This is a genomic window from Microbacterium sp. K41 (assembly GCF_004794395.1).
Lineage (GTDB): Bacteria > Actinomycetota > Actinomycetes > Actinomycetales > Microbacteriaceae > Microbacterium > Microbacterium sufflavum.
This window is the reverse complement of record NZ_SSDO01000208.1, coordinates 1-24,011: the sequence shown is the minus strand read 5'-3', so window position 1 is coordinate 24,011 and position 24,011 is coordinate 1. Positions and strand designations below refer to the sequence as shown.

Sequence of the window (24,011 nt, the reverse complement as noted above, 5' to 3'; positions counted from 1 at the left end):
GAGCCGTCGCTCGACCAGTCCGGTACCGCGCCCGCGCCCGCTGCGTCCGGGTCCGCTGACTCCGCGTCGGACCCACGCCCCGCACCGGTCGCGCCGCGCGCGGAGGATCGGGCATCGGCCGCCGCCGAACCCGTGTCCGCGGCAGAGTCGTCCCGTGCTCCGGAGACGACGGCCGTCCCCATCGCCCGTGGCTCGCGTGAGACGTTCATCGAGCACGACGCGGATGCGACGCGGCCGCTGCCCCGTGTCTCCGCACCGGCAGCCGCCTCGACCGCGCGGACCTCTCCCGACGAGCCCGCCGTCGGCGGCGGGCTCGACGACCTGTTCGTGTCGGGTGACGACGACCACCGTGGGCCGGGCGCGCCGAAGAAGAAGCGCCGCAAGGGCTGCCTGATCGCCCTCATCGTCGTCCTCGCGATCATCGGCGGCATCGTGGCCGGCGGCGCCTGGGCGTGGAGCACCTACGGTGATCGGATCAGCGACGCCATGGGCTGGGGAGACGCGAAGGACTGGGAGCCGGGGCTCGCGACCGGCGAGGTGTATGTCACCATCAAGTCGGGCGACACCGGCCAGCCGGTCTCGGCAGCGCTCCACGAGGCGGGCGTGACCAAGACCGCCGATGTCTTCTACGACTACCTCATCGACGAGGGCATCGCCGTCACGTTCTATCCCGGCGTCTACCGCCTGCAGAAGAAGATGACGTCCGAGGCCGCCCTCGCCGCCCTCCAGGACAAAGAGAACAAGCTCGAGAACACCGTCTCGGTATCGGAGGGCGGCACGATCAAGTCCTCGCTCCCGGCGATGGCGGAGACGCTCGGGCTGCCGCTCGCGGACTTCGAGGCCGCGGTCGCCGATCCGTCCGTCTACGGCGTCCAGGCGCAGAGCCTGGAAGGGTGGCTGTTCCCCGCCGTGTACACGTTCGATCCCGGCGTCACGGCGACGCAGGCCATCCAGCAGATGGTGGATCGTACGCGGGAGGCGCTCGACGCGGCCGGCGTGCCCGCGGACGACGCGCAGCGCGTGCTGACGATCGCCTCGATCATCCAGCGCGAGGGTCGCACGGACGACTTCGCCAAGGTGTCGCGTGTGATCGAGAACCGCCTGGCGATCGACATGAAGCTGCAGATGGACTCGACCGCGCAGTACGGCTACGGCTCGCTGCACGAGGGCGTGGTGTCGAGCTCCGCAGAAGCGCTCGAGGACCCGAACCCCTGGAACACCTACGTGAACACCGGGCTGCCGGTCACACCGATCGCGAGTCCGAGCGAGGCGGCCATCAAGGCGGCCATGCAGCCCGCCGACGGTCCATGGCTGTACTTCGTCACGGTGAACCTCTCCACCGGGGAGACGCAGTTCTCGGAGACGCTCGCCGAACACGAGCAGGGCGTGGAGAAGTGGCGCGAGTGGTGCAGGGCGAACCCCGACGGGGGCTGCTGAGGCCGTGACGTCGACCCGACTCGCGGTCTGGGGCGACCCGGTCGCGCACTCCCGGTCGCCCGAGCTGCATGCCGCGGCCTACCGCGTGCTGGGCCTGGACTGGGAGTACGGACGCCGGCGGGTGGCGGCCGACGACTTCGCGGCTGCCGTGCGTGGTCTCGACCCCTCGTGGCGTGGGCTGTCGCTCACGATGCCCCTGAAGGAGGAGGCGTACCGGTTCGCCGCGGCGCGCGACGCGCACGCGGAACTCACGGGCGCGGTCAACACCCTCCTCCTCGGCTCCACCCCGGCGGGCTTCAACACGGATGTGGGGGGCATCGTCGACGCGCTGGCGGAGGCGGGGATCACCACCGCGGACACCGCGCGGCTCCTGGGAGCAGGAGCCACGGCAGCCTCGGCACTCGTGGCCCTCGCCGACATGGGGGTGTCGCGCGTGGACGTCCGGGCTCGTCGACCCGAGCGGGCATCGGCTCTGGTGGCGCTGGGGGAGCGTCTCTCGGTGGTCGTCTCGGCGCACCCGCTCGCGGACGCCGATGCCGGGTCGCGGCCGGGCCGGGTGGACCTGACCGTGGCGACGCTGCCGTCCGGCACGATCCTGCCCTCCGCGGTGACCGAGCCCCTGGCCGCTCGGGGCGGTGCGCTGTTCGATGCCGCGTACGCGCCGTGGCCATCGTCGCTCGCCGCGGCGTGGGGCGACGGCACGGTCGTGTCGGGGCTGGGGATGCTGCTGCACCAGGCTGTGCGACAGATCCGCATCTTCCACCACGGCGATCCGGCCGCGCCCCTCCCGGCCGAGACGGACGTGATCGCCGCCATGCGCGCAGCGCTCTGACCCGCGACGACACGCGGCGCGGCGGACGCGAAACGCATGGGAGACTGGAGCAATGCTCCGCGTGCTCACGGCCGGCGAATCACACGGCCCAGAACTCATCGCCGTCATGGAGGGTCTGCCTTCCGGCGTCCCGGTGTCGTCCGAGGCCATCCAGGCCGATCTCGCGCGTCGCAAGCTGGGCTACGGCCGCGGCTCGCGCATGAAGTTCGAGCAGGACGAGCTCACGATCTCGGGCGGGGTCCGGCACGGCAAGACGCTCGGCAGCCCCATCGCGCTCCGCATCGGCAACACGGAGTGGCCGAAGTGGATCGAGGTCATGAACCCGGAGCCCGTCGAGCTCACCGACCGGTCGCGCGGTCGCGGTGCACCTCTGACCCGCCCGCGGCCCGGCCACGCGGATCTGGTCGGGATGCAGAAGTACGACTTCGACGAGGCTCGCCCGATCCTCGAGCGCGCGAGCGCGCGGGAGACCGCGGCACGGGTCGCGCTCGGCGCGATCGCGCGGTCCTTCCTGTCCGAACTGGGTATCCGCCTGGTCAGCCACACGCTGTCGATCGGCCCGGTCCGGGTGCCGGACGGGGCACCGCTTCCCACCCCGGATGACGTCGCCGCACTCGACGCCGATCCGCTGCGCTGCTTCGACCGGGCGACGTCCGCACTGATGGTCGCCGAGGTCGACGATGCGAAGAAGGACGGCGACACCCTGGGCGGCATCGTCGAGGTGCTCGCGTACGGCCTTCCGCCCGGGCTCGGGTCCCACGTGCACTGGGACCGGCGCCTCGACGCCCGTCTCGCGCAGGCGCTCATGAGCATCCAGGCCATCAAGGGGGTCGAGGTCGGCGACGGCTTCGAGACCACTCGGCGTCGCGGGTCGGCAGCCCACGACGAGCTCTTCGCCGCCGCCGGGGGCATCACCCGCGGTTCGGACCGCGCGGGCGGCACCGAGGGCGGGATGTCCACGGGCACGGTGCTGCGCGTCAGGGCCGGCATGAAGCCGATCGCGACCGTCCCGCATGCGCTCCGCACGATCGACGTGGCGACGGGGGAGGACGCGACAGCGCACCACCAGCGCTCCGACGTGTGCGCCGTGCCGGCCGCCGGGGTGGTGGCCGAGGCGATGGTCGCGATCGAGCTCGCCCGGGCCGTGCTGGAGAAGTTCGGCGGAGACAGCATCCGCGAGACACGGCGCAACCTGGCGGGATACCTCGACGGCATCCCCGAGGAGCTGCGCACGGCACCCGCGTCCGAGGCGGCGCTCATCGCGCATGACGAACGCGGCTGATCCGCTGTCGGTGGTACTGGTCGGCCCGATGGCGTCGGGCAAGACCAGCGTCGGTCGACGGGTCGCTCGACGACTCGGGGTGGGTTTCATCGACACCGACAAGCGGATCGTCGCGGCGCACGGCCCCATCCCCGCCCTGTTCGCCGAGCACGGGGAGGCGCACTTCCGCGACCTCGAGCGGGCGGCGGTCGCGCAGGCGCTGAGCGAGGGCGGCGTGATCTCCCTCGGCGGCGGCGCCGTGACGGACGCCGACACCCGGCACCTGCTGCACGGCCACCCGGTGGTGTTCCTCACGGTGAGCGAGGACGCGGTGGCCGACCGGCTCCGCGGCGGCACGAGGCCGCTGCTGGCCGGCGACGACCCCGTCGAGCGGTGGAAGCGGATCTTCGCGGAGCGGCGCGAGTGGTACGAGGAGGTCGCGTCGATCTCGTTCGACACCTCGCGACGGCCGATGCAGCGCATCGCGGACGAGATCGTGGCATGGAGGAGAGAACAGAGATGAGCACGACCACCATCGGCGTCACCGGCGCCGACCCCTACGACATCGCGATCGGGCGCGGCATCCTCGACAGCGTCTCGGCAGCCCTCGCCCCCGGCGTGCGGAAGGTGCTCGTGGTGCACCCGCCGACCCTCGCGAACCGTGCGGCGGAGCTTCGTGACCGCCTCCTCGCCGACACCGCCGACGGCCCGCGCGAGGTGCTGCTGGCCGAGATCCCCGATGCCGAGCAGGGCAAGCGCATCGAGGTGGCCGCCTTCTGCTGGCAGATCATGGGCCAGGCCGACTTCACCAGGACCGACGCGGTCGTCGGCTACGGCGGAGGGGCCGTGACGGACCTCGCCGGGTTCGTGGCGGCGACCTGGCTGCGCGGCGTGCAGGTGGTGCACGTGCCCACGACGGTCCTCGGGCTCGTGGATGCCGCGGTGGGAGGCAAGACCGGCGTGAACACGGCCGAGGGCAAGAACCTCGTCGGCGCGTTCTGGGCGCCCCGTGCGGTGATCGGAGACCTCGACGAGCTCGGCAGCCTGAGCCCGAACGAGGCGACGGCCGGTTTCGCCGAGGTCGTGAAGGCCGGCTTCATCTGGGCACCGGAGATCCTGGACATCGTGGAGGCGGATCCGGCGCGGGCGGTCGACACGACCACGGATGAGTTCCGCCGGGCCGTGGAGCTCGCGGTCGGCATGAAGGCGCAGGTCGTGTCGGACGACTTCCGTGAGTCGGGTCTGCGGGAGATCCTCAACTACGGGCACACGCTGGGCCACGCGATCGAGCACGCCGAGCGCTACCGCTGGCGGCACGGCGCGGCGATCTCGGTGGGCATGCTGTACGCCGCGGAGCTGTCGCGGCTGGCCGGCAGGCTCTCGGATGCGGCTGCCGAGAGGCACCGGTCGATCCTGGAGTCCCTGGGCCTTCCCACGTCGTATCGCGCCGGCGCGTGGCCGCAGCTGCTGGCGACGATGCAGCGCGACAAGAAGAGCCGCGGCGGGATGCTGCGCTTCATCCTGCTCGACGACATCGCGAAGCCCACCGTGCTGCAGGCACCCGACGAGTCGCTGCTGTTCGCCGCCTACCAGGAGGTGGGCGAGTGAGCGTCCACGTGCGTCGCGTCGAAGCCGGGGAATGGTCGCAGGTGAAGGCGCTGCGGTTGCGCGCCCTGGCCGATCCGGCCGCCCCGATCGCGTTCCTCGACACCGTGGAGCATGCGAGCGGCCAACCCGACCGTTTCTGGCAGGAGCGCACCGTGAACGCGGCCGAGCCGTCGGCGGCTGCGCAGTTCGTCGCGGTGACCGATGCGGGGGAGTGGGTGGGCACCGCCACCGTGCTGCCGCACCGCGAGCGACCCGAGGCCGGACTCGTCGTCGGCGTCTACGTCGCGGACGAGCACCGGGGCTCCGGCGTGATCGACGCTCTGCTCGACACGGCGGCGGCCTGGGCCCTCGAGCAGGGTCTGGCCGCGCTCGAGCTGGAGGTGCACGTCGACAACGACCGGGCGCAGGCCGTGTACGCGCGCGCCGGGTTCGCACGGACCGGGGAGATCGAGACGACGGGCTTCGGTCGGGAGTGGGTTCTGCGGCGTGAGCTCGCCGGGTCGGAGGGCGTGAGGGCATGAGCATCGAGCGTCGGCTGCTGCTGGTCAACGGCCCCAACCTCAACCTCCTCGGGACGCGGGAGCCCGACATCTACGGCACCGCGACCCTCGCGGACGTCGAGCGGATCACGACCGAGACCGCGGTCGAGGCCGGTTTCGCGGTGCGGGCGGTGCAGAGCAACCACGAGGGCGTGCTCATCGACGCCATCCAGGCCGCGCGCGCCGACTGCATCGGGATCATCATCAACCCGGGCGGCCTGACGCACACCTCGGTGGTGCTGCGCGATGCGCTGACCGGGGTGGGCCTGCCATTCGCGGAGGTGCACATCTCCGACGTGTACGCGCGGGAGGAGTTCCGCCATCACTCGTTCCTGCACGATGTGGCCGCGGTGCGCGTGATCGGGCGCGGTGTCGACGGCTATGCCGACGCGGTGCGGGAGCTGGCCGCGCTTCTCTGACCCCCGGCCAGAGGCGGGCGCACGCGGGGCGTGCGTGATCATCCCGTAGAATCGACTGTCGGCCGACTCCGGCCCCACGGACTCACGAACGGAACCTTCAGCGCATGGCATCCACCGCAGACATCAAGAACGGCGTCGTCCTCAGCATCGACGGGCAGCTCTGGAGCGTCATCGAGTTCCAGCACGTGAAGCCCGGCAAGGGTGGCGCGTTCGTCCGCACCAAGCTGAAGAACGTCGTGTCGGGCAAGGTCGTCGACCGCACGTACAACGCGGGCGCGAAGATCGAGATCGAGAACGTCGACCGCCGTGACTACACCTACCTGTACACCGACGGCGACGGCTTCGTGTTCATGGACCAGACCGACTTCGACCAGATCACGCTTCCGGCGGCGACGGTCGGCGACGCGAAGAACTTCCTGCTCGAGAACCAGCAGGTTACGATCGCCCTCAACAACGGCAACCCTCTCTACATCGATCTGCCGGCGTCCGTGATCCTCGAGGTCACCTACACCGAGCCCGGCCTGCAGGGCGACCGCTCGTCGGCCGGCACCAAGCCCGCGACCCTCGAGACCGGGTACGAGATCCAGGTGCCTCTGTTCCTGGAGACCGGCACGAAGGTCAAGGTCGACACCCGCACGGGTGACTACCTCGGCCGCGAGAAGTAAGGCGTGAGCGCCCGCACGAAGGCGCGCAAGCGCGCTCTCGACATCCTGTTCTCCGCCGACGTCCGCGGCGACGACCTCGCGATCGCGCTGGCGGCCGAGGCCAAGCGCGCGGCGAGCGAGCCCGCTCGCGAGGCCTCCTGGCTGTACGCCAGGGAGATCGTCGACGGCATCATCGACCAGCGCGACGAGATCGACGAGCAGATCACCACGCACAGCCGCGACTGGAAGCTCGAGCGGATGCCTGCGGTCGACCGGGCGCTGCTGCGCATCGGCGTCTGGGAGATCCTGTACAACGACGAGGTGCCCACCGCCGTCGCGATCGACGAGGCCGTGGAGCTGGCGAAGGAGTTCTCGACCGACGACTCCGGTCCGTTCGTGCACGGCGTGCTCGCCCGGGTGGCTCGCGCCGCCTGAGCGCACCGGCGCCGGTGTCCGTGGCCTCGGAGAGGATCGGGGTATGACCGTTCCCTCCGATGCCGCGCGCGACGACGGCGCGCCGTCCGACTGGCGGTCGATCCTCGGTGCGGCGGTCCCCGCCGAGCCGCGGACTGCACTCGCGCTGGGGGTCGAGCTCCGGGTGCGCGATTCCCGCGGCGCGAACCCCTGGGCCGCGCGACCCCAGCGCACCGCGACGCCGCGCGACGTGGCGAAGGGGACCGGTGAGCTGCTGCTCGGCATCCGTCCCCTGGAGCGCAGCGCCGCGACCGGCGCGTGGGTGCTCGGCGCCGCCACCTGGGACGCGGTTCGTCGCGCGCCGGACGAATACGGACGTGAGCGCTCTCGATGGTTCGCCGATCTGCTCAGCATCGCCAGAGACAGTCTGCTGTCCGGCACGGCGGGCGACTGGCTGGTCGCGGACCTGATCGAGTCGAGCCTGCTGTGGGGGCACCTCAGGGTGGCCGGCGCACTCGGCATCCCCCTGGTCGCGACGCAGAAGTCCACGACCGTGGCGATCGCGGAGTCCGCGTCGGTCGAGGCCACCGTGGCTCGGGCCGACGACGGGACGCTGGTGGTGCGTCCTGCCATTACGCTCGACGGACGCGCGGTCGAGCCCGACTCCGTGCATCCGATCGGTCGCACGGGGCTCTACGCGGTCGACCAGTCGGGGGCGCGGCTGCACGTGACGCTCGCGGAGTCTCCGGTGGCCGAACCGCTGCGACCCCTCCTCCTCGCGCCGGGCGGCCTCACCGTGGCGGCGGCCGACGAGGAGGTGTTCCTCCGCGACGCCTACCCGGTGCTGGCACGGCGGGTACCGACCCGTGGGCTCGGACGGGTGCGGCTTCCGGAGCTGCCCGCGCCGCAGCCCGTGCTGCGCCTCTCGTTCCGCCGCGGGGACACGGTGGCCTACGGGTTCGAATGGGACTACCGCGGCTTCGGGCGCGTGCCGTTCGCCCCCGGGCCGCAGGCGGTGCGGGATCTGCGGGCGGAGAGTGCGGCGGGGCACGACCTCGCCGCGCGGTGGGCCGAGCTGATCGGGGAGCCGTTCGCCGCGGAGGGGGCCTTCCACGACGTCGAGGCGGCGGAGTTCGTCACCAGGGCTGTGCCGGCGCTGGAGGCGGAGGGCGTGACCGTGGTCGTCGACGGTCGCCGGAAGACGTATCGCGAACTGTCGGGCGAGCCCGAGATCACCGTGAGCACGGTCGAGTCCACCGATCCGGACTGGTTCGACCTGGGCGTCCTGGTGCGCATCGACGGGCGCACGATCCCGTTCGAGCCGCTGTTCACCGCGATGAGCAGGGGTCGCAGGAAGCTCCTGCTCGTCGACGGTACCTACTTCTCGCTGAACCATCCGGCGCTCGATCGACTCCGTGAGCTGATCGACGAGGCGGGCGACCTCGACGAATGGGAGACGGGGCCGCGCCTCAGCCGCCACCAGATCGACCTGTGGGAGGAGTTCGAGGACCTCGCGGACGAGGCCGTGCCCGCCGTGAGCTGGCGCGCGACGGCCGACGGCCTGCGCGGCGCGGCGGGGGTGCCCCCGGTCCCGGTGCCGTCCGGCGTCCGGGCGCAGTTGCGGCCGTATCAGCAGCAGGGGCTCGACTGGCTGGCGTTCCTCTGGGGGCACCGGCTGGGCGGCATCCTCGCCGACGACATGGGCCTCGGCAAGACGCTGCAGCTGCTCGCGCTCGTCGCTCACACCCGCGAGGCGGGAGAGACGCGCCCCTTCCTCGTGGTCGTCCCGACCTCGGTGCTGCCGACGTGGCTGAGCGAGGCCGCGAAGTTCACCCCGGGGCTCCGCGTCGCCGCCAGGTCCACCTCGTCCGGGCCGTCGCTGTCGACGGTCGCCGCGGGCGCGGACCTGGTGGTCACCACGTACGCGGTCGCGCGGATCGACGCGGAGGCCTTCGCCGGGGTGACCTGGGCCGGCCTGATCCTCGACGAGGCTCAGTTTGTGAAGAACCCGGCCACCAAGCTGCACCGCGCCGTCGCGAGCTTTCCCGCCGATGTGACGTTCGCGGTGACGGGCACCCCGCTCGAGAACAGTCTCAGCGAGCTGTGGGCGCTGCTGAAGCTCACCGCTCCCGGGCTCTTCGCGTCGGCGCGGAAGTTCCGGGAGCAGTACATCCAGCCGATCGAGCAGGGCAAGGTCCCGGAGAACGTGGAGGGCGGCGAGTACCGCGCGCGTCGCCTGGCCCGCCTCCGCCGGCGGATCCGGCCGCTGCTGCTGCGGCGTACGAAGGAGCTGGTGGCGGCCGACCTCCCTCCGAAGCAGGAGCAGGTGCTCGAGGTGGAGCTCAGCGCGGCGCACCGGTCGCTGTACGAGACGGTGCTGCAGCGGGAGCGCCAGAAGGTGATGGGGCTCCTCGAGGACCTCGACCGCAACCGTTTCATCGTGTTCCGTTCGCTCACGCTGCTGCGGATGCTCAGCCTCGCACCAGGACTGGTCGACCCCGCCGACGCCCGGATCGGCTCGCGCAAGCTCGACGTGCTGCTGGAACGCGTGGTCGAGCTCCAGGCGGAGGGCCACCGCGCCCTGGTGTTCAGCCAGTTCACGTCCTTCCTCGACCTCGCGGCGGAGCGACTCGCGGCTGCCGGGATCCCCTACGCCCACCTCGACGGTGCGACGCGGCGACGGGATGCCGTGGTCGAGGGCTTCCGGACGGGCGAGCAGCCGGTCTTCCTGATCAGCCTGAAGGCGGGCGGGTTCGGTCTGACGCTCACCGAGGCCGACTACGTGTTCCTCCTCGACCCGTGGTGGAACCCGGCCGCCGAGGCGCAGGCCGTCGACCGCACGCATCGCATCGGCCAGCCGAGCCAGGTGTTCGTCTACCGGATGATCGCGACCGGCACGATCGAGGAGAAGGTGCTCGCCCTGCAGCGGCGCAAGGCCCGGCTCTTCACCGCCGTGCTCGACGACGATGCCCTGTTCGCGCAGTCGCTCTCGGCCGACGACATCCGCGGGCTCTTCGAGGCCTGAGGGTTATCTCCGGCTCGTCCGACCGGTCGCCCAGGGACACCTCGGTACAATCGAACGGTTCATCTTCGAGAGGAATGCAATGCGGATCACGGGACTCGGCCACGCCGGGATGTTCATCGAGACGGTCGGCGGGAACATCATCTGCGACCCGGTCCTCGGGCCCTCGTTCTTCGGCTCCTGGTTCCCGTTCCCCGACAACCGCGCGCTCGACTGGGAGCGATTCGGCCGCGAGGCGGACTTCCTGTACATCTCGCACCGGCACCGCGACCACTTCGACCCCGCCCTCCTGGAGCGGTACATCCGCAAGGACATCGAGGTGCTGCTGCCGGAGTATCCGATCGACGACCTGGAGCAGGACATCCGGGCGCTCGGGTATACGAACATCACCTACGCGCCCGCGGGCGAGATCATCCAGCGCGGTGATCTCAAGCTGATGATCACGCCGCTGCGGGCGCCGAGCGACGGCCCGATCGGCGACTCCTCGCTGAGCGTCGACGACGGCACGGGCTCGATGCTCAACCAGAACGACTCGCACCCGCTCGACCTCGAGAAGCTGCTGCACTTCGGCAAGCCGGATGCCTACTTCACGCAGGTCTCCGGCGCGATCTGGTGGCCGATGGTGTACGACCTGCCGCTCGACGCGAAGCAGAACTTCGCCCGGCTCAAGCGCGAGGCCCAGAACAAGCGGGCGATGTACTACATCGACAAGGTCGACGCCCCGCACGTGTTCCCGATGGCCGGTCCGCCGATGTTCCTGCGCGACGACCTGTTCGACTTCAACGGCACGGGCCGCAACGGCGAGTCGATCTTCACGGATCAGAAGCAGTTCCTGGCGCATATGAAGGAGCTGTCGCCGCAGTACGACGGCCAGCTGTTCATCCCCGGCACGGTCGTCACGATCGACGGCGGCGAGGTCACGACCGCGCAGACCCTGTACACCGAGGCCGAGATCAGCCGCATGTTCGACGACAAGTGGGACTACCTGGAGGAGCAGCGGGCGTCGCGACAGCAGGAGATCCGCGACGAGGAAGCTTCCCGCGCGGAGATCATCCCGCCCGCCGAGATGCTCGAGGCCCTCAAGAACTGGTGGGAGCCGCTGCTGAAGAAGTCGCGCACGATCCGACTCGGCGTGGGCGGCCACGTGCGGTTCCGCATCGGCGAGCTCGACATGGTGGTGGACTTCCCGCGTGCCAAGGTCCGCGAGTACGCGGGGGAGGAGTGCGTCTACTGGTACACGATCCCCGCCGACCTCGTCTCGACCAACATCCGTGATCACGAGATCGACTGGTCGAACTCGATCTTCCTGTCGATGCAGTTCTCCGTGGGCCGCAGCGGCAAGTTCAACGAGTTCCTCACCACGTTCCTCAAGTGCCTGTCGGTGGACCGCATCGAGTATGTCGAGAACTGGTACCAGGAGCAGACCGACCAGACCGAAGACGCCGAGGTGGGCGACTGGGTGGTGCAGCGCCGGTGTCCGCACCTGCGCGCCGACCTGACCCGCACCGGCTCGGTCGACGAGGACGGCGTCCTGACGTGCAGCATGCACGACTGGAAGTGGGATCTGAAGACCGGGCGGTGCCTCTCCACGAGCGGCCACCCGATCCGCGCCCGCAAGATCGACGACGTCACCGACGCCGTGCTCCAGGAGGCGAGCTGAGCGGACGCGGTCTCCCGCTCCGATAGACTGACATCGCAAGCAACCTTTAACACCGTCCTGTGAGGCGGAGAAGGGAGCGGCTGATGAGCGTGCGCACTGTGCTGCACCAAGCCGACATCTCACGAGCGCTGACCCGGATCGCGCACGAGATCCTCGAGTCGAATCGAGGCGCCGACGGCCTCGTCCTCCTCGGGATCCCGACCCGCGGCGTCACCCTGGGGCATCGCCTCGGCACCCTGATCGGTGAGATCGCGCAGGTCTCGGTCCCCGTCGGCTCGCTCGACGTCACGCTCTTCCGTGACGATCTGGCCAAGCACCCGACGCGGTCCCCGCAGCCGACCGAGATCCCGGCCGGCGGCATCGATGGGAAGACCGTGGTGCTGGTCGACGACGTCCTCTTCTCCGGGCGCAGCATCCGTGCCGCGCTGGACGCCATCCAGTCGATCGGCCGCCCGAGCGCCGTGCGGCTGGCGATCCTCGTCGACCGCGGTCACCGCGAGCTCCCGATCCGCCCCGACTTCGTCGGCAAGAACATCCCGTCCGCCCGCACCGAGCGCGTGAACGTCCGTCTGTTCGAGACGGACGGCGCCGAGGAGGTGACCATCGGCGAATGAGGCACCTCCTGGACACCCGCACCCTCGACCGCGCCACGGCGCTGCGCATCCTCGATGTCGCGGAGGACATGTCGGACACGCAGTCGCGCGAGGTCAAGAAGCTTCCGACGCTGCGTGGCAAGACGGTCGTCAACCTCTTCTTCGAGGACTCGACCCGCACCCGGATCTCGTTCGAGGCCGCGGCCAAGCGGCTCTCCGCCGACGTGATCAACTTCGCCGCGAAGGGCTCCAGCGTCTCCAAGGGCGAGAGCCTCAAGGACACGGCGCAGACCCTCGAGGCGATCGGCGCCGATGCGGTCGTCGTCCGTCACCCCGGCTCGGGCGCCCCGCAGACCCTCGCGACGAGCGGGTGGATCTCTGCGGGCGTCGTCAACGCGGGTGATGGCACGCACGAGCACCCGACGCAGGCGCTGCTCGACGCGTTCACGATCCGCAAGCGCCGCTACGGCGCGGACAGTCGTGGACGCGACCTGACCGGTCTCCGCGTCACGATCGTCGGCGACGTGCTGCACTCGCGGGTCGCGCGCTCGAACGTGTGGCTGCTGACGACCCTGGGCGCCGAGGTCACGCTCGTCTCGCCGCCGACGCTGGTGCCGCAGAACGTGTCGCTCTGGCCGGTCCGGGTCGTCTACGACCTCGACGAGGCGCTGGCGGCCGGGCCGGACGCGGTCATGATGCTGCGGATCCAGCTGGAGCGCATGAACGCCGCGTATTTCCCGACTGAGCGGGAGTATTCGCGCCGGTGGGGTCTGGACGCACGGCGTGTGGCCGCTCTTCCGGCCGGTAGCATTGTGATGCACCCCGGACCCATGAACCGGGGGCTGGAGATCTCCTCCGAAGCAGCCGATTCCCCCCGCTCGACGGTGCTGGAACAGGTCTCGAACGGGGTCTCCGTGCGGATGGCTGTGCTGTACCTGCTGCTGGCGGGCGAACGAGACGACGAACGAGGGGGAGACCTGTGAGCGAGACCCTCGTCATCACCGGTGCACGGCTGCTCGGCGCGGAGAGCGCCGACCTGATCATCGAGGACGGCCGGATCGCCGAGATCGGCTCCGGGCTCAGCCGTGCCGGCGCGCGAGTGATCGATGCCGCCGGCCTCATCGCCCTGCCGGGTCTGGTCGACCTGCACACGCATCTGCGCGAGCCCGGGTACGAGGCGTCGGAGACGATCCTCAGCGGCACGCGCGCGGCGGCGGCCGGTGGCTTCACGGCCGTGTTCGCGATGCCGAACACGTCGCCCGTGGCCGACACGGCCGGCGTCGTCGAGCAGGAGCTGGCCCTCGGCGAGGCCGCGGGCTACGCCACGGTGCAGCCGATCGGCGCGGTCACGGTGGGCCAGAAGGGCGAGCGCCTCGCCGAGCTCGGCGCCATGGCGACCTCGCGTGCGCAGGTGCGGGTGTTCAGCGATGACGGCTTCTGCGTGTGGGACCCGCTGATCATGCGCCGCGCGTTGGAGTACGTGAAGTCGTTCGGCGGTGTGATCGCCCAGCATGCCCAGGACCCCCGCCTGACCGAGGGCGCCCAGATGAACGAGGGCACCGTCTCGGCGGAGCTCGGCCTCACGGGCTGGCCCGCGGTCGCTGAGGAGTCGATCATCGCGCGTGACGTGCTTCTCGCCGAGCACGTCGGCTCGCGCCTGCATGTGTGCCACCTGTCGACGGCCGGCTCGGTCGACATCATCCGCTGGGCCAAGAAGCGCGGCGTGAACGTGACGGCGGAGGTCACTCCGCACCACCTGCTGCTCACCGACGAACTCGTCCGCGGCTATGACGCGCGGTTCAAGGTCAACCCGCCGCTGCGCCGCGAGGAGGATGTCCTCGCGGTGCGGGAGGGCCTCGCCGACGGCACGATCGACATCGTCGCGACCGATCACGCCCCGCACCCGAGCGAGCACAAGGCGTGCGAATGGCCGGCGGCCGCGAACGGCATGGTGGGGCTCGAGAGCGCACTGCGCGTCGTGCACCAGGCCATGGTGCAGACCGGCCTGCTCGACTGGTCGGACGTGGCCCGCGTGATGAGCGCGGCACCCGCGCGCATCGGCGGTCTGGCCGGGCACGGCACCCCGCTCGAGGTCGGGCAGCCGGCGCAGCTCGCGCTGTACGACGCGGCGGTCGACGGCGTGTTCACCGAGGCGGACCTGCGCGGACGCAGCACGAACTCGCCGTACCTCGGCCGCGAACTGCCGGGCCGCGTGCAGTACACCCTGCACGGCGGCGTGCTGACCGTCGACGGCGGAGCTGTCGTCGAGGAGCTCGGCGCATGAGCGCACGGGACCTCGCGGTCGCGATCCTGATCGCCCTCGCGCTGCTGGTGCTGCTCGCGATGCTGTTCGCCTGGCGACGACGAGTGCGGCGCGATGCCGCGTTCACCGCGCCCCTCGGTGTGCCGGAGCACGCGGAGGTGATGCGCCGCGACGAGGTGCTGTACGTGTCGACGACGACGCACGAGCAGCCCCTCGAACGCGTGGCCATCGCTCCGCTCGCCTTCCGGGCCCGTGGGGAGCTGGCGGTGACCGACCGCGGTGTCGCGCTGGCCCTCGACGGCGCCCCCACGGTCTTCCTCGCGCGCGACCAGCTCGTCGCGGTCGACCGGGCCACCGTCACGATCGACCGCGTGGTCGAACCGGGCGGCCTCGTCCGCATCGCGTGGCGCGTCGCCGACACGACGATCGTGGACAGCTACCTCCGGCTCACCGGCGGCGATCCCCAGAACCTCATCTCCGACCTGCAGCGGCTCGTCCCCGCTGCCCCCGACACAGGAGCAACGTCATGACCAACCAGACATCCTCCCCGGCGGACTCCCCGTCCCGCCTGCCCGATCCCGCCGTGCTCGTCCTCGAGGACGGCACCCGTCACGCCGGTCGCGCGTACGGCGCCCGCGGCCGCACCCTCGGCGAGGTCGTGTTCGCCACCGGCATGTCGGGATATCAAGAGACCATCACCGACCCCTCGTACGCGGGTCAGATCGTGCTGCAGACGGCGCCGCACATCGGCAACACCGGCATGAACGACGAGGACACCGAGTCGCGCCGCATCTGGGTCGCCGGCTACATCGTCCGCGACCCCTCGCGCGTGGTCTCGAACTGGCGGGCCAACGCCTCCCTCGACGACGTCCTGGTGGAGGACGGCATCGTCGGCATCAGCGGCATCGACACCCGCGCGGTCACGCGCCACATCCGGTCCGCCGGATCCATGCGCGGCGGCATCTTCTCGGGCGACGACGCCGCTCTCGACGCGGAAGAGCAGTTGCGCATCGTGCGGGAGGCCCCCGAGATGACCGGACTCAACCTGTCGGCGCAGGTCTCGGTCGAGAGCGCGACCGTGACCCCGGCGGTGGGGGAGCGCATCGGCAACCTCGCCGTGCTCGACCTCGGCGTGAAGCAGGCGACGATCGACAACCTCGCCGCCCGCGGGTTCGACGTGCACGTGCTCCCGCAGGACGTGAGCATCGACGACATCCGGGCGATCGAGCCGGTGGCGGTGTTCTACTCCAACGGCCCGGGCGACCCGGCCGCCTCGGGCGACCACGTGGAGCTGCTGCGCGCCGTGCTGGACGACGGACTGCCCTTCTTCGGGATCTGCTTCGGCAACCAGCTGCTCGGCCGTGCCCTCGGACTCGGCACCTACAAGCTGCCGTTCGGCCACCGCGGCATCAACCAGCCCGTGCTCGACAAGCAGACGGGCAAGGTCGAGATCACGGCCCACAACCACGGCTTCGCGGTCGAGGCGCCCCTGGAGGGCTCCTTCGACAGCCCGCACGGCTACGGCAAGGTCGAGGTCAGCCACGTCGGCCTCAACGACAACGTCGTGGAGGGTCTGCGCGCCCTCGACATCCCCGCGTTCTCGGTGCAGTACCACCCCGAGGCCGCGGCCGGTCCGCACGACGCCAACTACCTCTTCGACCGCTTCCGCGACATGGTCATCGCGAACAAGAAGGACGCCCAGTAATGCCCAAGCGCGACGACATCTCCTCCGTCCTCGTCATCGGCTCCGGCCCGATCGTCATCGGCCAGGCCTGCGAGTTCGACTACTCCGGCACCCAGGCGTGCCGCGTGCTGCGCGAAGAGGGGGTCAGGGTCATCCTGGTCAACTCCAACCCGGCCACCATCATGACCGACCCCGACTTCGCCGACGCGACCTACATCGAGCCGATCACCCCGGCCGTGATCGAGACGATCATCGCCAAGGAGAAGCCCGACGCGATCCTGCCGACCCTCGGCGGCCAGACCGCCCTCAACGCGGCCATGGCGCTGCACGAGCAGGGGATCCTCGAGAAGTACGGCGTCGAGCTGATCGGCGCGAAGGTCGACGCCATCCGCAAGGGCGAAGACCGCCAGATCTTCAAGGAGCTCGTGCTGGAGGCCGGCGCCGACGTCGCCCGCAGCGTGATCGCGCACACCATGGACGACCTGCTCGCCGGCGCCGAAGAGCTCGGCTATCCGCTCGTCGTGCGGCCGTCGTTCACGATGGGCGGCTTGGGTTCCGGCTTCGCGTACGACGAAGAGGACCTGCGGCGCATCGGCGGTGCGGGTCTGCGTGACTCGCCCACCACCGAGGTGCTCCTGGAGGAGTCGATCCTCGGGTGGAAGGAGTACGAGCTCGAGCTCATGCGCGACACCGCCGACAACACGGTGGTCGTGTGCTCGATCGAGAACGTCGACCCGGTCGGTGTGCACACGGGCGACTCCATCACGGTCGCGCCCGCGCTGACCCTCACCGACCGCGAATACCAGAAGCTGCGCGACATCGGCATCGACATCATCCGCGCGGTCGGCGTCGACACCGGCGGGTGCAACATCCAGTTCGCGGTGAACCCGGAGAACGGGCGCATCATCGTCATCGAGATGAACCCGCGCGTGTCGCGGTCCAGCGCCCTGGCGTCGAAGGCCACCGGCTTCCCGATCGCCAAGCTGGCCGCCAAGCTCGCCCTCGGCTACCGCCTCGACGAGATCCCGAACGACATCACCGGCGTCACCCCGGCCAGCTTCGAGCCCACGCTCGACTACGTCGTCGTCAAGGTGCCGCGCTTCGCGTTCGAGAAATTCCCGGCCGCCGACGCCACCCTCACCACCACCATGAAGTCGGTGGGCGAGGCGATGGCGATCGGCCGCAACTACGCGACCGCGCTGCAGAAGGCGCTGCGTTCGCTCGAGAAGCGCGGCTCCAGCTTCCACTGGGGCGACGAGCCGCGCAGCGTCGAAGAGCTGCTGGAGGTCGCCAAGACCCCGACCGACGGCCGCATCGTGACGCTGCAGCAGGCGCTGCGCAAGGGCGCGACCATCGAGCAGGCGTTCGAGGCGACGGCGATGGACCCGTGGTTCCTCGACCAGATCGTGCTCATCAACGAGGTCGCCGAGGTGGTGCGCACGGCCCCCGAGCTCGACGCGGCGACCCTGCGCTACGCGAAGGAACACGGCTTCTCCGACGCGCAGCTCGCCCAGCTGCGCGGCGAGACCGAGGCGGAGATCCGCGGCGTGCGCCACGGCCTCGGCATCCGGCCGGTGTACAAGACGGTCGACACGTGCGCCGGGGAGTTCCCCGCGCTCACGCCGTACCACTACTCCAGCTACGACGCGGAGACCGAGGTGGAGCCCTCCGACCGCACCAAGGTCGTGATCATCGGCTCGGGCCCGAACCGCATCGGGCAGGGCGTCGAGTTCGACTACTCGTGCGTGCACGCCTCGTTCGCGCTGTCGGACGCCGGGTTCGAGACCGTCATGGTCAACTGCAACCCCGAGACCGTGTCCACCGACTACGACACGTCCGACCGGCTCTACTTCGAGCCGCTGACCCTGGAGGACGTCCTGGAGGTGCTCGACGCGGAGGCCGCGAGCGGCACCATCCTCGGCGTGGTCTGCCAGCTCGGCGGCCAGACGCCGCTCGGGCTCGCGAAGGGCATCGAGGCCGCGGGATACACCGTGCTCGGCACCAGCCCCGAGGCGATCGACCTGGCGGAGGAGCGCGAGCTCTTCTCGCGCCTGCTCGACGACGCCGGGCTGCTCGCGCCGCGCAACGGCACGGCGATCGACGTCGAGGGCGCCGTGCGCATCGCGGAGGAGATCGGCTACCCGGTGCTCGTGCGCCCCAGCTTCGTGCTCGGCGGACGCGGCATGGAGATCGTCTACGGCACCGACGCGCTGCGCGACTACTTCGTCCGCACGGCCGGGGAGGTCGTGATCGAGGAGGGCAAGCCCCTCCTGGTCGACCGCTTCCTCGACGACGCGATCGAGCTCGACGTGGATGCGCTCTACGACGGCACCGACCTGTTCATCGGCGGGGTCATGGAGCACCTGGAGGAGGCCGGCATCCACTCCGGTGACTCCAGCTGCACGCTGCCGCCGGTCTCGCTCGGCCGCAGCGACGTCGACCGGGTGCGGGAGGCCACGCTCAAGATCGCCGAGGGCGTCGGCGTCCGGGGCCTGCTGAACGTGCAGTTCGCGATCAGCGCCGGCGTGCTCTACGTGATCGAGGCCAACCCGCGCGCGAGCCGCACCGTTCCGTTCGTGTCGAAGGCGCTCGGCATCCCGATGGCGAAGGCCGCGAGCCGCATCATGGCCGGCTCCACCATCGCCGAGCTGCGGGCCGAGGGCATGCTGCCGGAGCAGGACGGCTCCCGGGTGCCGCTGGACGCCCCGGTCTCGGTCAAGGAGGCCGTGCTGCCGTTCAAGCGGTTCCGCACGGCCGACGGCAAGACGGTCGACTCGGTCCTGGGCCCGGAGATGCGCTCGACCGGTGAGGTCATGGGCATCGATCGCGACTTCCCGACCGCGTTCGCGAAGAGCCAGGCCGCGGCGTACGGCGGGATGCCGACCTCCGGCACCGTCTTCATCTCGGTCGCCGACTCCGACAAGCGCGCGGTGATCCTCCCGGCCCACCGGCTGCAGCAGCTCGGCTTCACGATCGTGGCGACCGAGGGCACGGCGGAGATCCTGTCGCGCAACGGCATCGCGGTGACCGTGGTCGAGAAGTACAGCGAGACGCAGGAGTCCGGAGCGCGCAACATCGTCGACCTGATCAACGACGGGGAGATCGACATCGTCGTGAACACGCCGTCCGGTGGGGCGGCGCGCGCGGACGGCTACGAGATCCGCGCGGCCGCCGTCGCCGCCGACAAGGCGCTGTTCACCACCATCGCGGTGCTCGGTGCCGCGGTGAGCGGCATGGACGCGGCCGACGAGGGCTTCCAGGTGAAGAGCCTGCAGGAGTACGCGCTCGACCGGGCGGCCGCGGTATGACCGCACGCTTCGGAGAGCGGGTCCGCGCGGCGCTGGACGCGCACGGACCGCTCTGCGTCGGCATCGACCCCCACGCCGCCCTGCTCGCGGCGTGGGGGCTCTCCGCCGACGCCGCCGGGGTGCGGGAGTTCGGGCTGCGTACCGTCGCCGCCGCGCAGGATCACGTCGGCGTCGTGAAGCCGCAGGTGTCGTTCTTCGAGCGCTACGGATCCGCCGGGATCGCAGCCCTGGAGGACGTGGTCTCCGCGGCGCGGACGGCGGGGCTGCTGGTGATCGCCGACGCCAAGCGCGGAGACATCGGGTCGACGATGGACGACTACGCGCAGGCGTGGCTCGCTCCGGGGACGCCGCTGGAGGCCGACGCGCTCACCGTGAGTCCCTACCTCGGCGTGGGCGCTCTCGGCGGCGCGTTCGCGCTGGCGGACGAGCACGGCAAGGGCCTGTTCGTCCTCGCGGCGACGAGCAACCCGGAGGCCGCCGACCTCCAGCGCGCGCGGACCGTGTCGGGCGAGACCGTGTCGGCGGCGGTCGTCGCCGAGGTCTCGGCGCGCAACGCGACGAGCACCCCGGCGGGGGAGTGGGGCAGCTTCGGCTTCGTGATCGGTGCCACGCTCGACCTCGCCGCGACCGGGATCGACGCGATCAGCCCGGCGGCGCCGATCCTCGCGCCCGGCTTCGGTGCGCAGGGGGCCGAGCCGGCGGACCTCGGGCGGCGCTTCGGCTCGCTGTCGCCCACCGTGCTCGCGAGCGAGAGCCGCAGCATCCTCTCCGCGGGTCCCGGCGACCTGGCCGAGACCATCGCCCGACGTGCCGCCCAGTACCGCGAGGTGACCCGTGCCTGACACCAACCGCACCGTTCCCGAGGTCGACAGGGCCGCCGCCGCCCGCCGTGCGGTCGAGCGCCGCCGGGCCCGCGCCTCGCTCAAGCGCGACCTGACGATGCGTGTCGTGACGCCGCAGGCCATGCTGCGACGCGCGACCGCCGACCCGGACTCCGTCGAGGGCTCGCTGCGCATCACCGACTTCCTCCTGGCGCTCCCGGCCATCGGTGCCGGCAAGCGCGACCGCGTGCTGGAGGAGCTGCGCATCTCCCCGGTGAAGCGGCTCGGCGGCCTCGGAGCGCGTCAACGACGTGTCCTGGAGGAGTGGCTCGACGGCCGGTTCCCGCCGGCCACGCCGCGCGAGGCCCGCAGTCGCCTGCTGGTGCTGGCCGGGCCGACCGCGGTGGGCAAGGGCACCGTCGCGGCGCACATCCGGGAGAACAACCCCGAGATCCACCTGTCGGTGTCGGCGACGACTAGGGCGCCGCGTCCCGGCGAGATCGACGGCGTGCACTATTACTTCGTCGACGACGCGGAGTTCGACCGCCTGATCGCCGACGGCGAGCTGCTGGAGTACGCCGTGGTGCACAACCGCTCGCGCTACGGCACCCCGCGCGCTCCGATCGATGCGGCGCTGGCCGAGGGCAAGACGGTGCTGCTCGAGATCGACCTGCAGGGCGCACGGCAGGTGCGCGCCGCGGAGCCCTCGGCGACGCTCATCTTCCTGCTGCCCCCGAGCTGGGACGAGCTGGTGCACCGGCTGGTCGGCCGCGGCACGGAGGACGCGGAGGAGCGGGCGCGGCGACTGCGCACCGCGAAGGTCGAGCTGGCCGCGCAGAACGAGTTCGACCACCTCGTCGTGAACGAGGACGTCGCCACCGCCGCTCGCGAGGTCGTAGACTTGTCTACAAGCTCTGCGCGCTGACGCTTTCCTCGCGCGCCCGCAGCACCGTCTTCGCGACGAACCCCGTCGCCTGATCAGGAGGTCCCCCCATGGCCGGACGCAACAACGGCATCATCGATCCCCCCATCGACAACCTGCTGGAGCGCGTCGACTCCAAGTACGAGCTCGTGATCTACGCGGCCAAGCGCGCACGCCAGATCAACGACTACTACTCCGACCTCCACGAGGGCAACCTGTTCGACAACGTCGGTCCGCTCGTGGACTCGTCCGTCGAGGACAAGCCGCTGACCATCGCGCTGCACGAGATCAACGAGGATAAGCTCCGCCTGCGTCACGCGGAGTGACTCGACGACCGCGCCGCCGCTTCGTCGGTGGCGCGGTCCAGAATGGGTGCCACACCCTCCCCCCGTCCGTCCCCGTTCTGGAGCATCGATGAGCGCGCTGCGTCTGTTCACGTCCGAGTCCGTCACCGAAGGGCACCCGGACAAGATCTGCGACCAGATCTCGGACAGCATCCTCGACGGCCTGCTCGCGAAGGACCCGGGGTCCCGTGTTGCGGTCGAGACGCTCGTCACGACCGGGCTGGTGCACGTCGCCGGAGAGATCCGCACCGACGCCTACGTCGACATCCCGACGATCGTGCGCCAGGTGGTCAACGGCATCGGCTACACGTCGTCCGACACCGGGTTCGACGGGGACTCCTGCGGCGTGAGCGTCTCCGTCGGGGAGCAGTCCACCGACATCGCCCACGGCGTCGACAACGCCCAGGAGCACCGCGACGGCACGTCGGTCGATCCGCTCGACGGCCTCGGCGCCGGCGATCAGGGCATCATGTTCGGCTTCGCGACGAACGAGACGCCGCAGCTGATGCCGATGGCCGCGTGGACGGCGCACCGCATCGCCGAACGCCTGACCGAGGTGCGCCGCAGCGGCCTGCTGCCGTATCTCCGCCCCGACGGCAAGACCCAGGTCACGCTCGGGTACGACGGCTTCACCCCGAAGACGATCGACGCGGTCGTGCTCTCCACGCAGCATCACCCCGACATCTCGCAGGACGAGCTCAAGGCGCAGGTGCGCGAGCACGTGATCGACCCCGTCCTGGCGACCACGGGCCTCGCGCTCGACGACGTGACCTATTACATCAACCCCGCCGGTCCGTTCGTGACGGGCGGGCCGAAGGGCGACGCGGGCCTCACCGGACGCAAGATCATCATCGACACGTACGGCGGTGCCGCGCGTCACGGTGGCGGCGCGTTCAGCGGCAAGGACCCGTCCAAGGTCGACCGTTCTGGCGCCTACGCCACACGCTGGGTGGCCAAGAACGCCGTGGCGGCGGGACTGGCCGACCGCCTCGAGGTGCAGGTCGCGTATGCGATCGGTGTCGCGCGCCCCGTGGGGCTCTACGTCGAGACATTCGGCACCGGCCGGGTGTCGGACGAGGTCATCACGCGCGCGATCGAGGAGGTGTTCGACCTGCGCCCGCAGGCGATCATCGAGCAGCTCGACCTGCTGCGCCCGATCTACGCGCAGACCGCGGCGTACGGCCACTTCGGGCGCGAGCTCCCCGACTTCACGTGGGAGCGCACCGACCGCGCCGACGAGCTGCGCCGCGCTGCCGGGCTCTGAGGGGGCCGAGGTCCTGATGTCGCCCGAGAGCCGTCGCATCGCGCGCGTGCTCCTCGACTCGCCGCTGCCGCAGCTCGACCGGCTCTTCGACTACGCCCTTCCCGCCGAGCTCGGGCCCGTCGAGCCCGGCGTGCGGGTGAAGGTGCCGCTGCGCACCGCCGGGCGCGTGGTGGACGGCTACGTGGTGGAGGTCGACGTCGAGAGCGACGCGGAACGACCCCTGTCCGAGGTGGAGACCGTGGTGTCGGCGGTCCCGGTGCTGCCCGACCGCCTGTACCGCCTGGCGCGGCGGGTCGCCGACCGTGCCGCGGGCTCGGCGTCCGATGTGCTGCGGCTCGTGATCCCGAAGCGACAGGTGCGCGTGGAGAAGGCCTGGCGCGCCGACGCCCCGGTCGTGGCGCCCGACGCCGAGCAGTCGGCCGAGGCGGAGCGTGTGCTGGCGGCGTACGACGGTCTCGATGCCGTGCTCGACGAGGGAGGCCGCGCCGCGGTCGAGGCCATCCCGCAGCTGGACGACGGCGCACAGGGCTGGGCGCGACTGCTCGCGGCCGCGGCGGCGCGCACTCTCGCCGCGGGACGCTCGACGATCCTCGTGGTGCCCGACCATCGCGACCTCGACCGTCTGCTCGCGGCGCTCGAGGCCGTGGTGCCTCCGGAGGCCGTGGTGCGGCACGACTCGCGCCAGGCGAACCCCGACCGCTACCGGGCGTTCCTGCGGACCCTCGAGGACGCCCCGTGCATCGTGGTGGGCAACCGCTCGGCCGTGTACGCCCCGGTGACGGCGGGCCTGGTGGTCGTGTGGGACGACGGGGACCCGCTGCTCGGCGAGCCGCTCGCCCCCTATGTGCACGCGCGTGATGCGGCGCTGCTGCGGCAGGAGTCGGAGGGCTCCGCGCTGCTGTTCGCCGGGCACACCCGCACGACGGAGGTCGAGCGGCTCGTGGCGCGCGGCTGGCTGCGCGACGTGCGGGCCGGG

The 24,011-nt window shown here is 71.0% G+C and carries 22 protein-coding genes; all 22 read left to right on the top strand.

The features are described from left to right. Positions 1–1,437 (top strand): endolytic transglycosylase MltG (mltG, locus tag DW309_RS05620; protein ID WP_240753129.1); only part of this gene is annotated, 1,437 nt, incomplete at its 5' end. A gap of 4 nt (positions 1,438–1,441) precedes the next feature. Further along, entirely contained in the window at positions 1,442–2,269 is an 828-nt protein-coding gene (locus DW309_RS05615; RefSeq protein ID WP_136044810.1) for a shikimate dehydrogenase family protein, read from the top strand. A 52-nt stretch (positions 2,270–2,321) separates the two neighbouring features. Beyond that, positions 2,322–3,551 (top strand): chorismate synthase, encoded by a 1,230-nt coding sequence (gene aroC / locus DW309_RS05610; protein WP_136044809.1) that lies wholly within the window; start codon positions 2,322–2,324, stop codon positions 3,549–3,551. Next, entirely contained in the window at positions 3,535–4,053 is a 519-nt protein-coding gene (locus tag DW309_RS05605; protein WP_136033669.1) for a shikimate kinase, read from the top strand. Before aroC ends, DW309_RS05605 begins: the two co-directional genes overlap by 17 nt. Further along, complete coding sequence (aroB, locus tag DW309_RS05600; RefSeq protein ID WP_136044808.1) at positions 4,050–5,138, top strand: 3-dehydroquinate synthase; 1,089 nt, start codon at positions 4,050–4,052, stop codon at positions 5,136–5,138. Before DW309_RS05605 ends, aroB begins: the two co-directional genes overlap by 4 nt. Next, positions 5,135–5,659 (top strand): GNAT family N-acetyltransferase, encoded by a 525-nt coding sequence (locus tag DW309_RS05595; RefSeq protein WP_136044807.1) that lies wholly within the window; start codon positions 5,135–5,137, stop codon positions 5,657–5,659. Before aroB ends, DW309_RS05595 begins: the two co-directional genes overlap by 4 nt. Further along, entirely contained in the window at positions 5,656–6,096 is a 441-nt protein-coding gene (locus DW309_RS05590) for a type II 3-dehydroquinate dehydratase (RefSeq protein ID WP_136036421.1), read from the top strand. Before DW309_RS05595 ends, DW309_RS05590 begins: the two co-directional genes overlap by 4 nt. 104 nt (positions 6,097–6,200) lie before the next feature. After that, complete coding sequence (efp, locus tag DW309_RS05585) at positions 6,201–6,761, top strand: elongation factor P (protein ID WP_136033676.1); 561 nt, start codon at positions 6,201–6,203, stop codon at positions 6,759–6,761. A 3-nt stretch (positions 6,762–6,764) separates the two neighbouring features. Then, entirely contained in the window at positions 6,765–7,175 is a 411-nt protein-coding gene (gene nusB, locus DW309_RS05580) for a transcription antitermination factor NusB (RefSeq protein ID WP_136033679.1), read from the top strand. Positions 7,176–7,218: 43 nt separating this feature from the next. Further along, a complete protein-coding gene (locus DW309_RS05575) occupies positions 7,219–10,179 on the top strand; it encodes a DEAD/DEAH box helicase (RefSeq protein WP_136044806.1) in 2,961 nt (986 codons plus the stop codon). A 79-nt stretch (positions 10,180–10,258) separates the two neighbouring features. Continuing rightward, positions 10,259–11,836 (top strand): Rieske 2Fe-2S domain-containing protein, encoded by a 1,578-nt coding sequence (locus DW309_RS05570; RefSeq protein WP_136033683.1) that lies wholly within the window; start codon positions 10,259–10,261, stop codon positions 11,834–11,836. Between the two features lie 83 nt (positions 11,837–11,919). Beyond that, entirely contained in the window at positions 11,920–12,450 is a 531-nt protein-coding gene (gene pyrR / locus DW309_RS05565; protein WP_136033685.1) for a bifunctional pyr operon transcriptional regulator/uracil phosphoribosyltransferase PyrR, read from the top strand. Continuing rightward, entirely contained in the window at positions 12,447–13,412 is a 966-nt protein-coding gene (locus DW309_RS05560) for an aspartate carbamoyltransferase catalytic subunit (RefSeq protein WP_136033687.1), read from the top strand. The genes pyrR and DW309_RS05560 overlap by 4 nt, the downstream gene beginning before the upstream one ends. Next, entirely contained in the window at positions 13,409–14,713 is a 1,305-nt protein-coding gene (locus DW309_RS05555; protein WP_136044805.1) for a dihydroorotase, read from the top strand. The genes DW309_RS05560 and DW309_RS05555 overlap by 4 nt, the downstream gene beginning before the upstream one ends. Further along, positions 14,710–15,222, top strand: a complete 513-nt coding sequence (locus DW309_RS05550) for a PH-like domain-containing protein (RefSeq protein ID WP_136044804.1) — start codon at positions 14,710–14,712, stop codon at positions 15,220–15,222. The genes DW309_RS05555 and DW309_RS05550 overlap by 4 nt, the downstream gene beginning before the upstream one ends. Next, on the top strand, positions 15,219–16,397 hold the full coding sequence (gene carA, locus DW309_RS05545; RefSeq protein ID WP_136033692.1) for a glutamine-hydrolyzing carbamoyl-phosphate synthase small subunit: 1,179 nt from the start codon (positions 15,219–15,221) through the stop codon (positions 16,395–16,397). Before DW309_RS05550 ends, carA begins: the two co-directional genes overlap by 4 nt. Beyond that, on the top strand, positions 16,397–19,684 hold the full coding sequence (gene carB / locus DW309_RS05540) for a carbamoyl-phosphate synthase large subunit (protein WP_136044803.1): 3,288 nt from the start codon (positions 16,397–16,399) through the stop codon (positions 19,682–19,684). The genes carA and carB overlap by 1 nt, the downstream gene beginning before the upstream one ends. Next, complete coding sequence (gene pyrF, locus DW309_RS05535) at positions 19,681–20,526, top strand: orotidine-5'-phosphate decarboxylase (RefSeq protein ID WP_136044802.1); 846 nt, start codon at positions 19,681–19,683, stop codon at positions 20,524–20,526. Before carB ends, pyrF begins: the two co-directional genes overlap by 4 nt. Beyond that, positions 20,519–21,430, top strand: a complete 912-nt coding sequence (gene gmk / locus DW309_RS05530) for a guanylate kinase (protein WP_136044801.1) — start codon at positions 20,519–20,521, stop codon at positions 21,428–21,430. Before pyrF ends, gmk begins: the two co-directional genes overlap by 8 nt. A gap of 68 nt (positions 21,431–21,498) precedes the next feature. Further along, positions 21,499–21,753 (top strand): DNA-directed RNA polymerase subunit omega, encoded by a 255-nt coding sequence (rpoZ, locus tag DW309_RS05525; protein WP_025103490.1) that lies wholly within the window; start codon positions 21,499–21,501, stop codon positions 21,751–21,753. A gap of 88 nt (positions 21,754–21,841) precedes the next feature. After that, positions 21,842–23,035 carry a methionine adenosyltransferase gene (metK, locus tag DW309_RS05520; RefSeq protein ID WP_136033699.1) on the top strand — a complete coding sequence of 398 codons (1,194 nt, stop codon included), beginning with the start codon at positions 21,842–21,844 and terminating at the stop codon, positions 23,033–23,035. Positions 23,036–23,051: 16 nt separating this feature from the next. After that, positions 23,052–24,011: primosomal protein N' family DNA-binding protein (locus DW309_RS05515; protein WP_446724678.1), on the top strand; the 960-nt coding region annotated here is incomplete at its 3' end.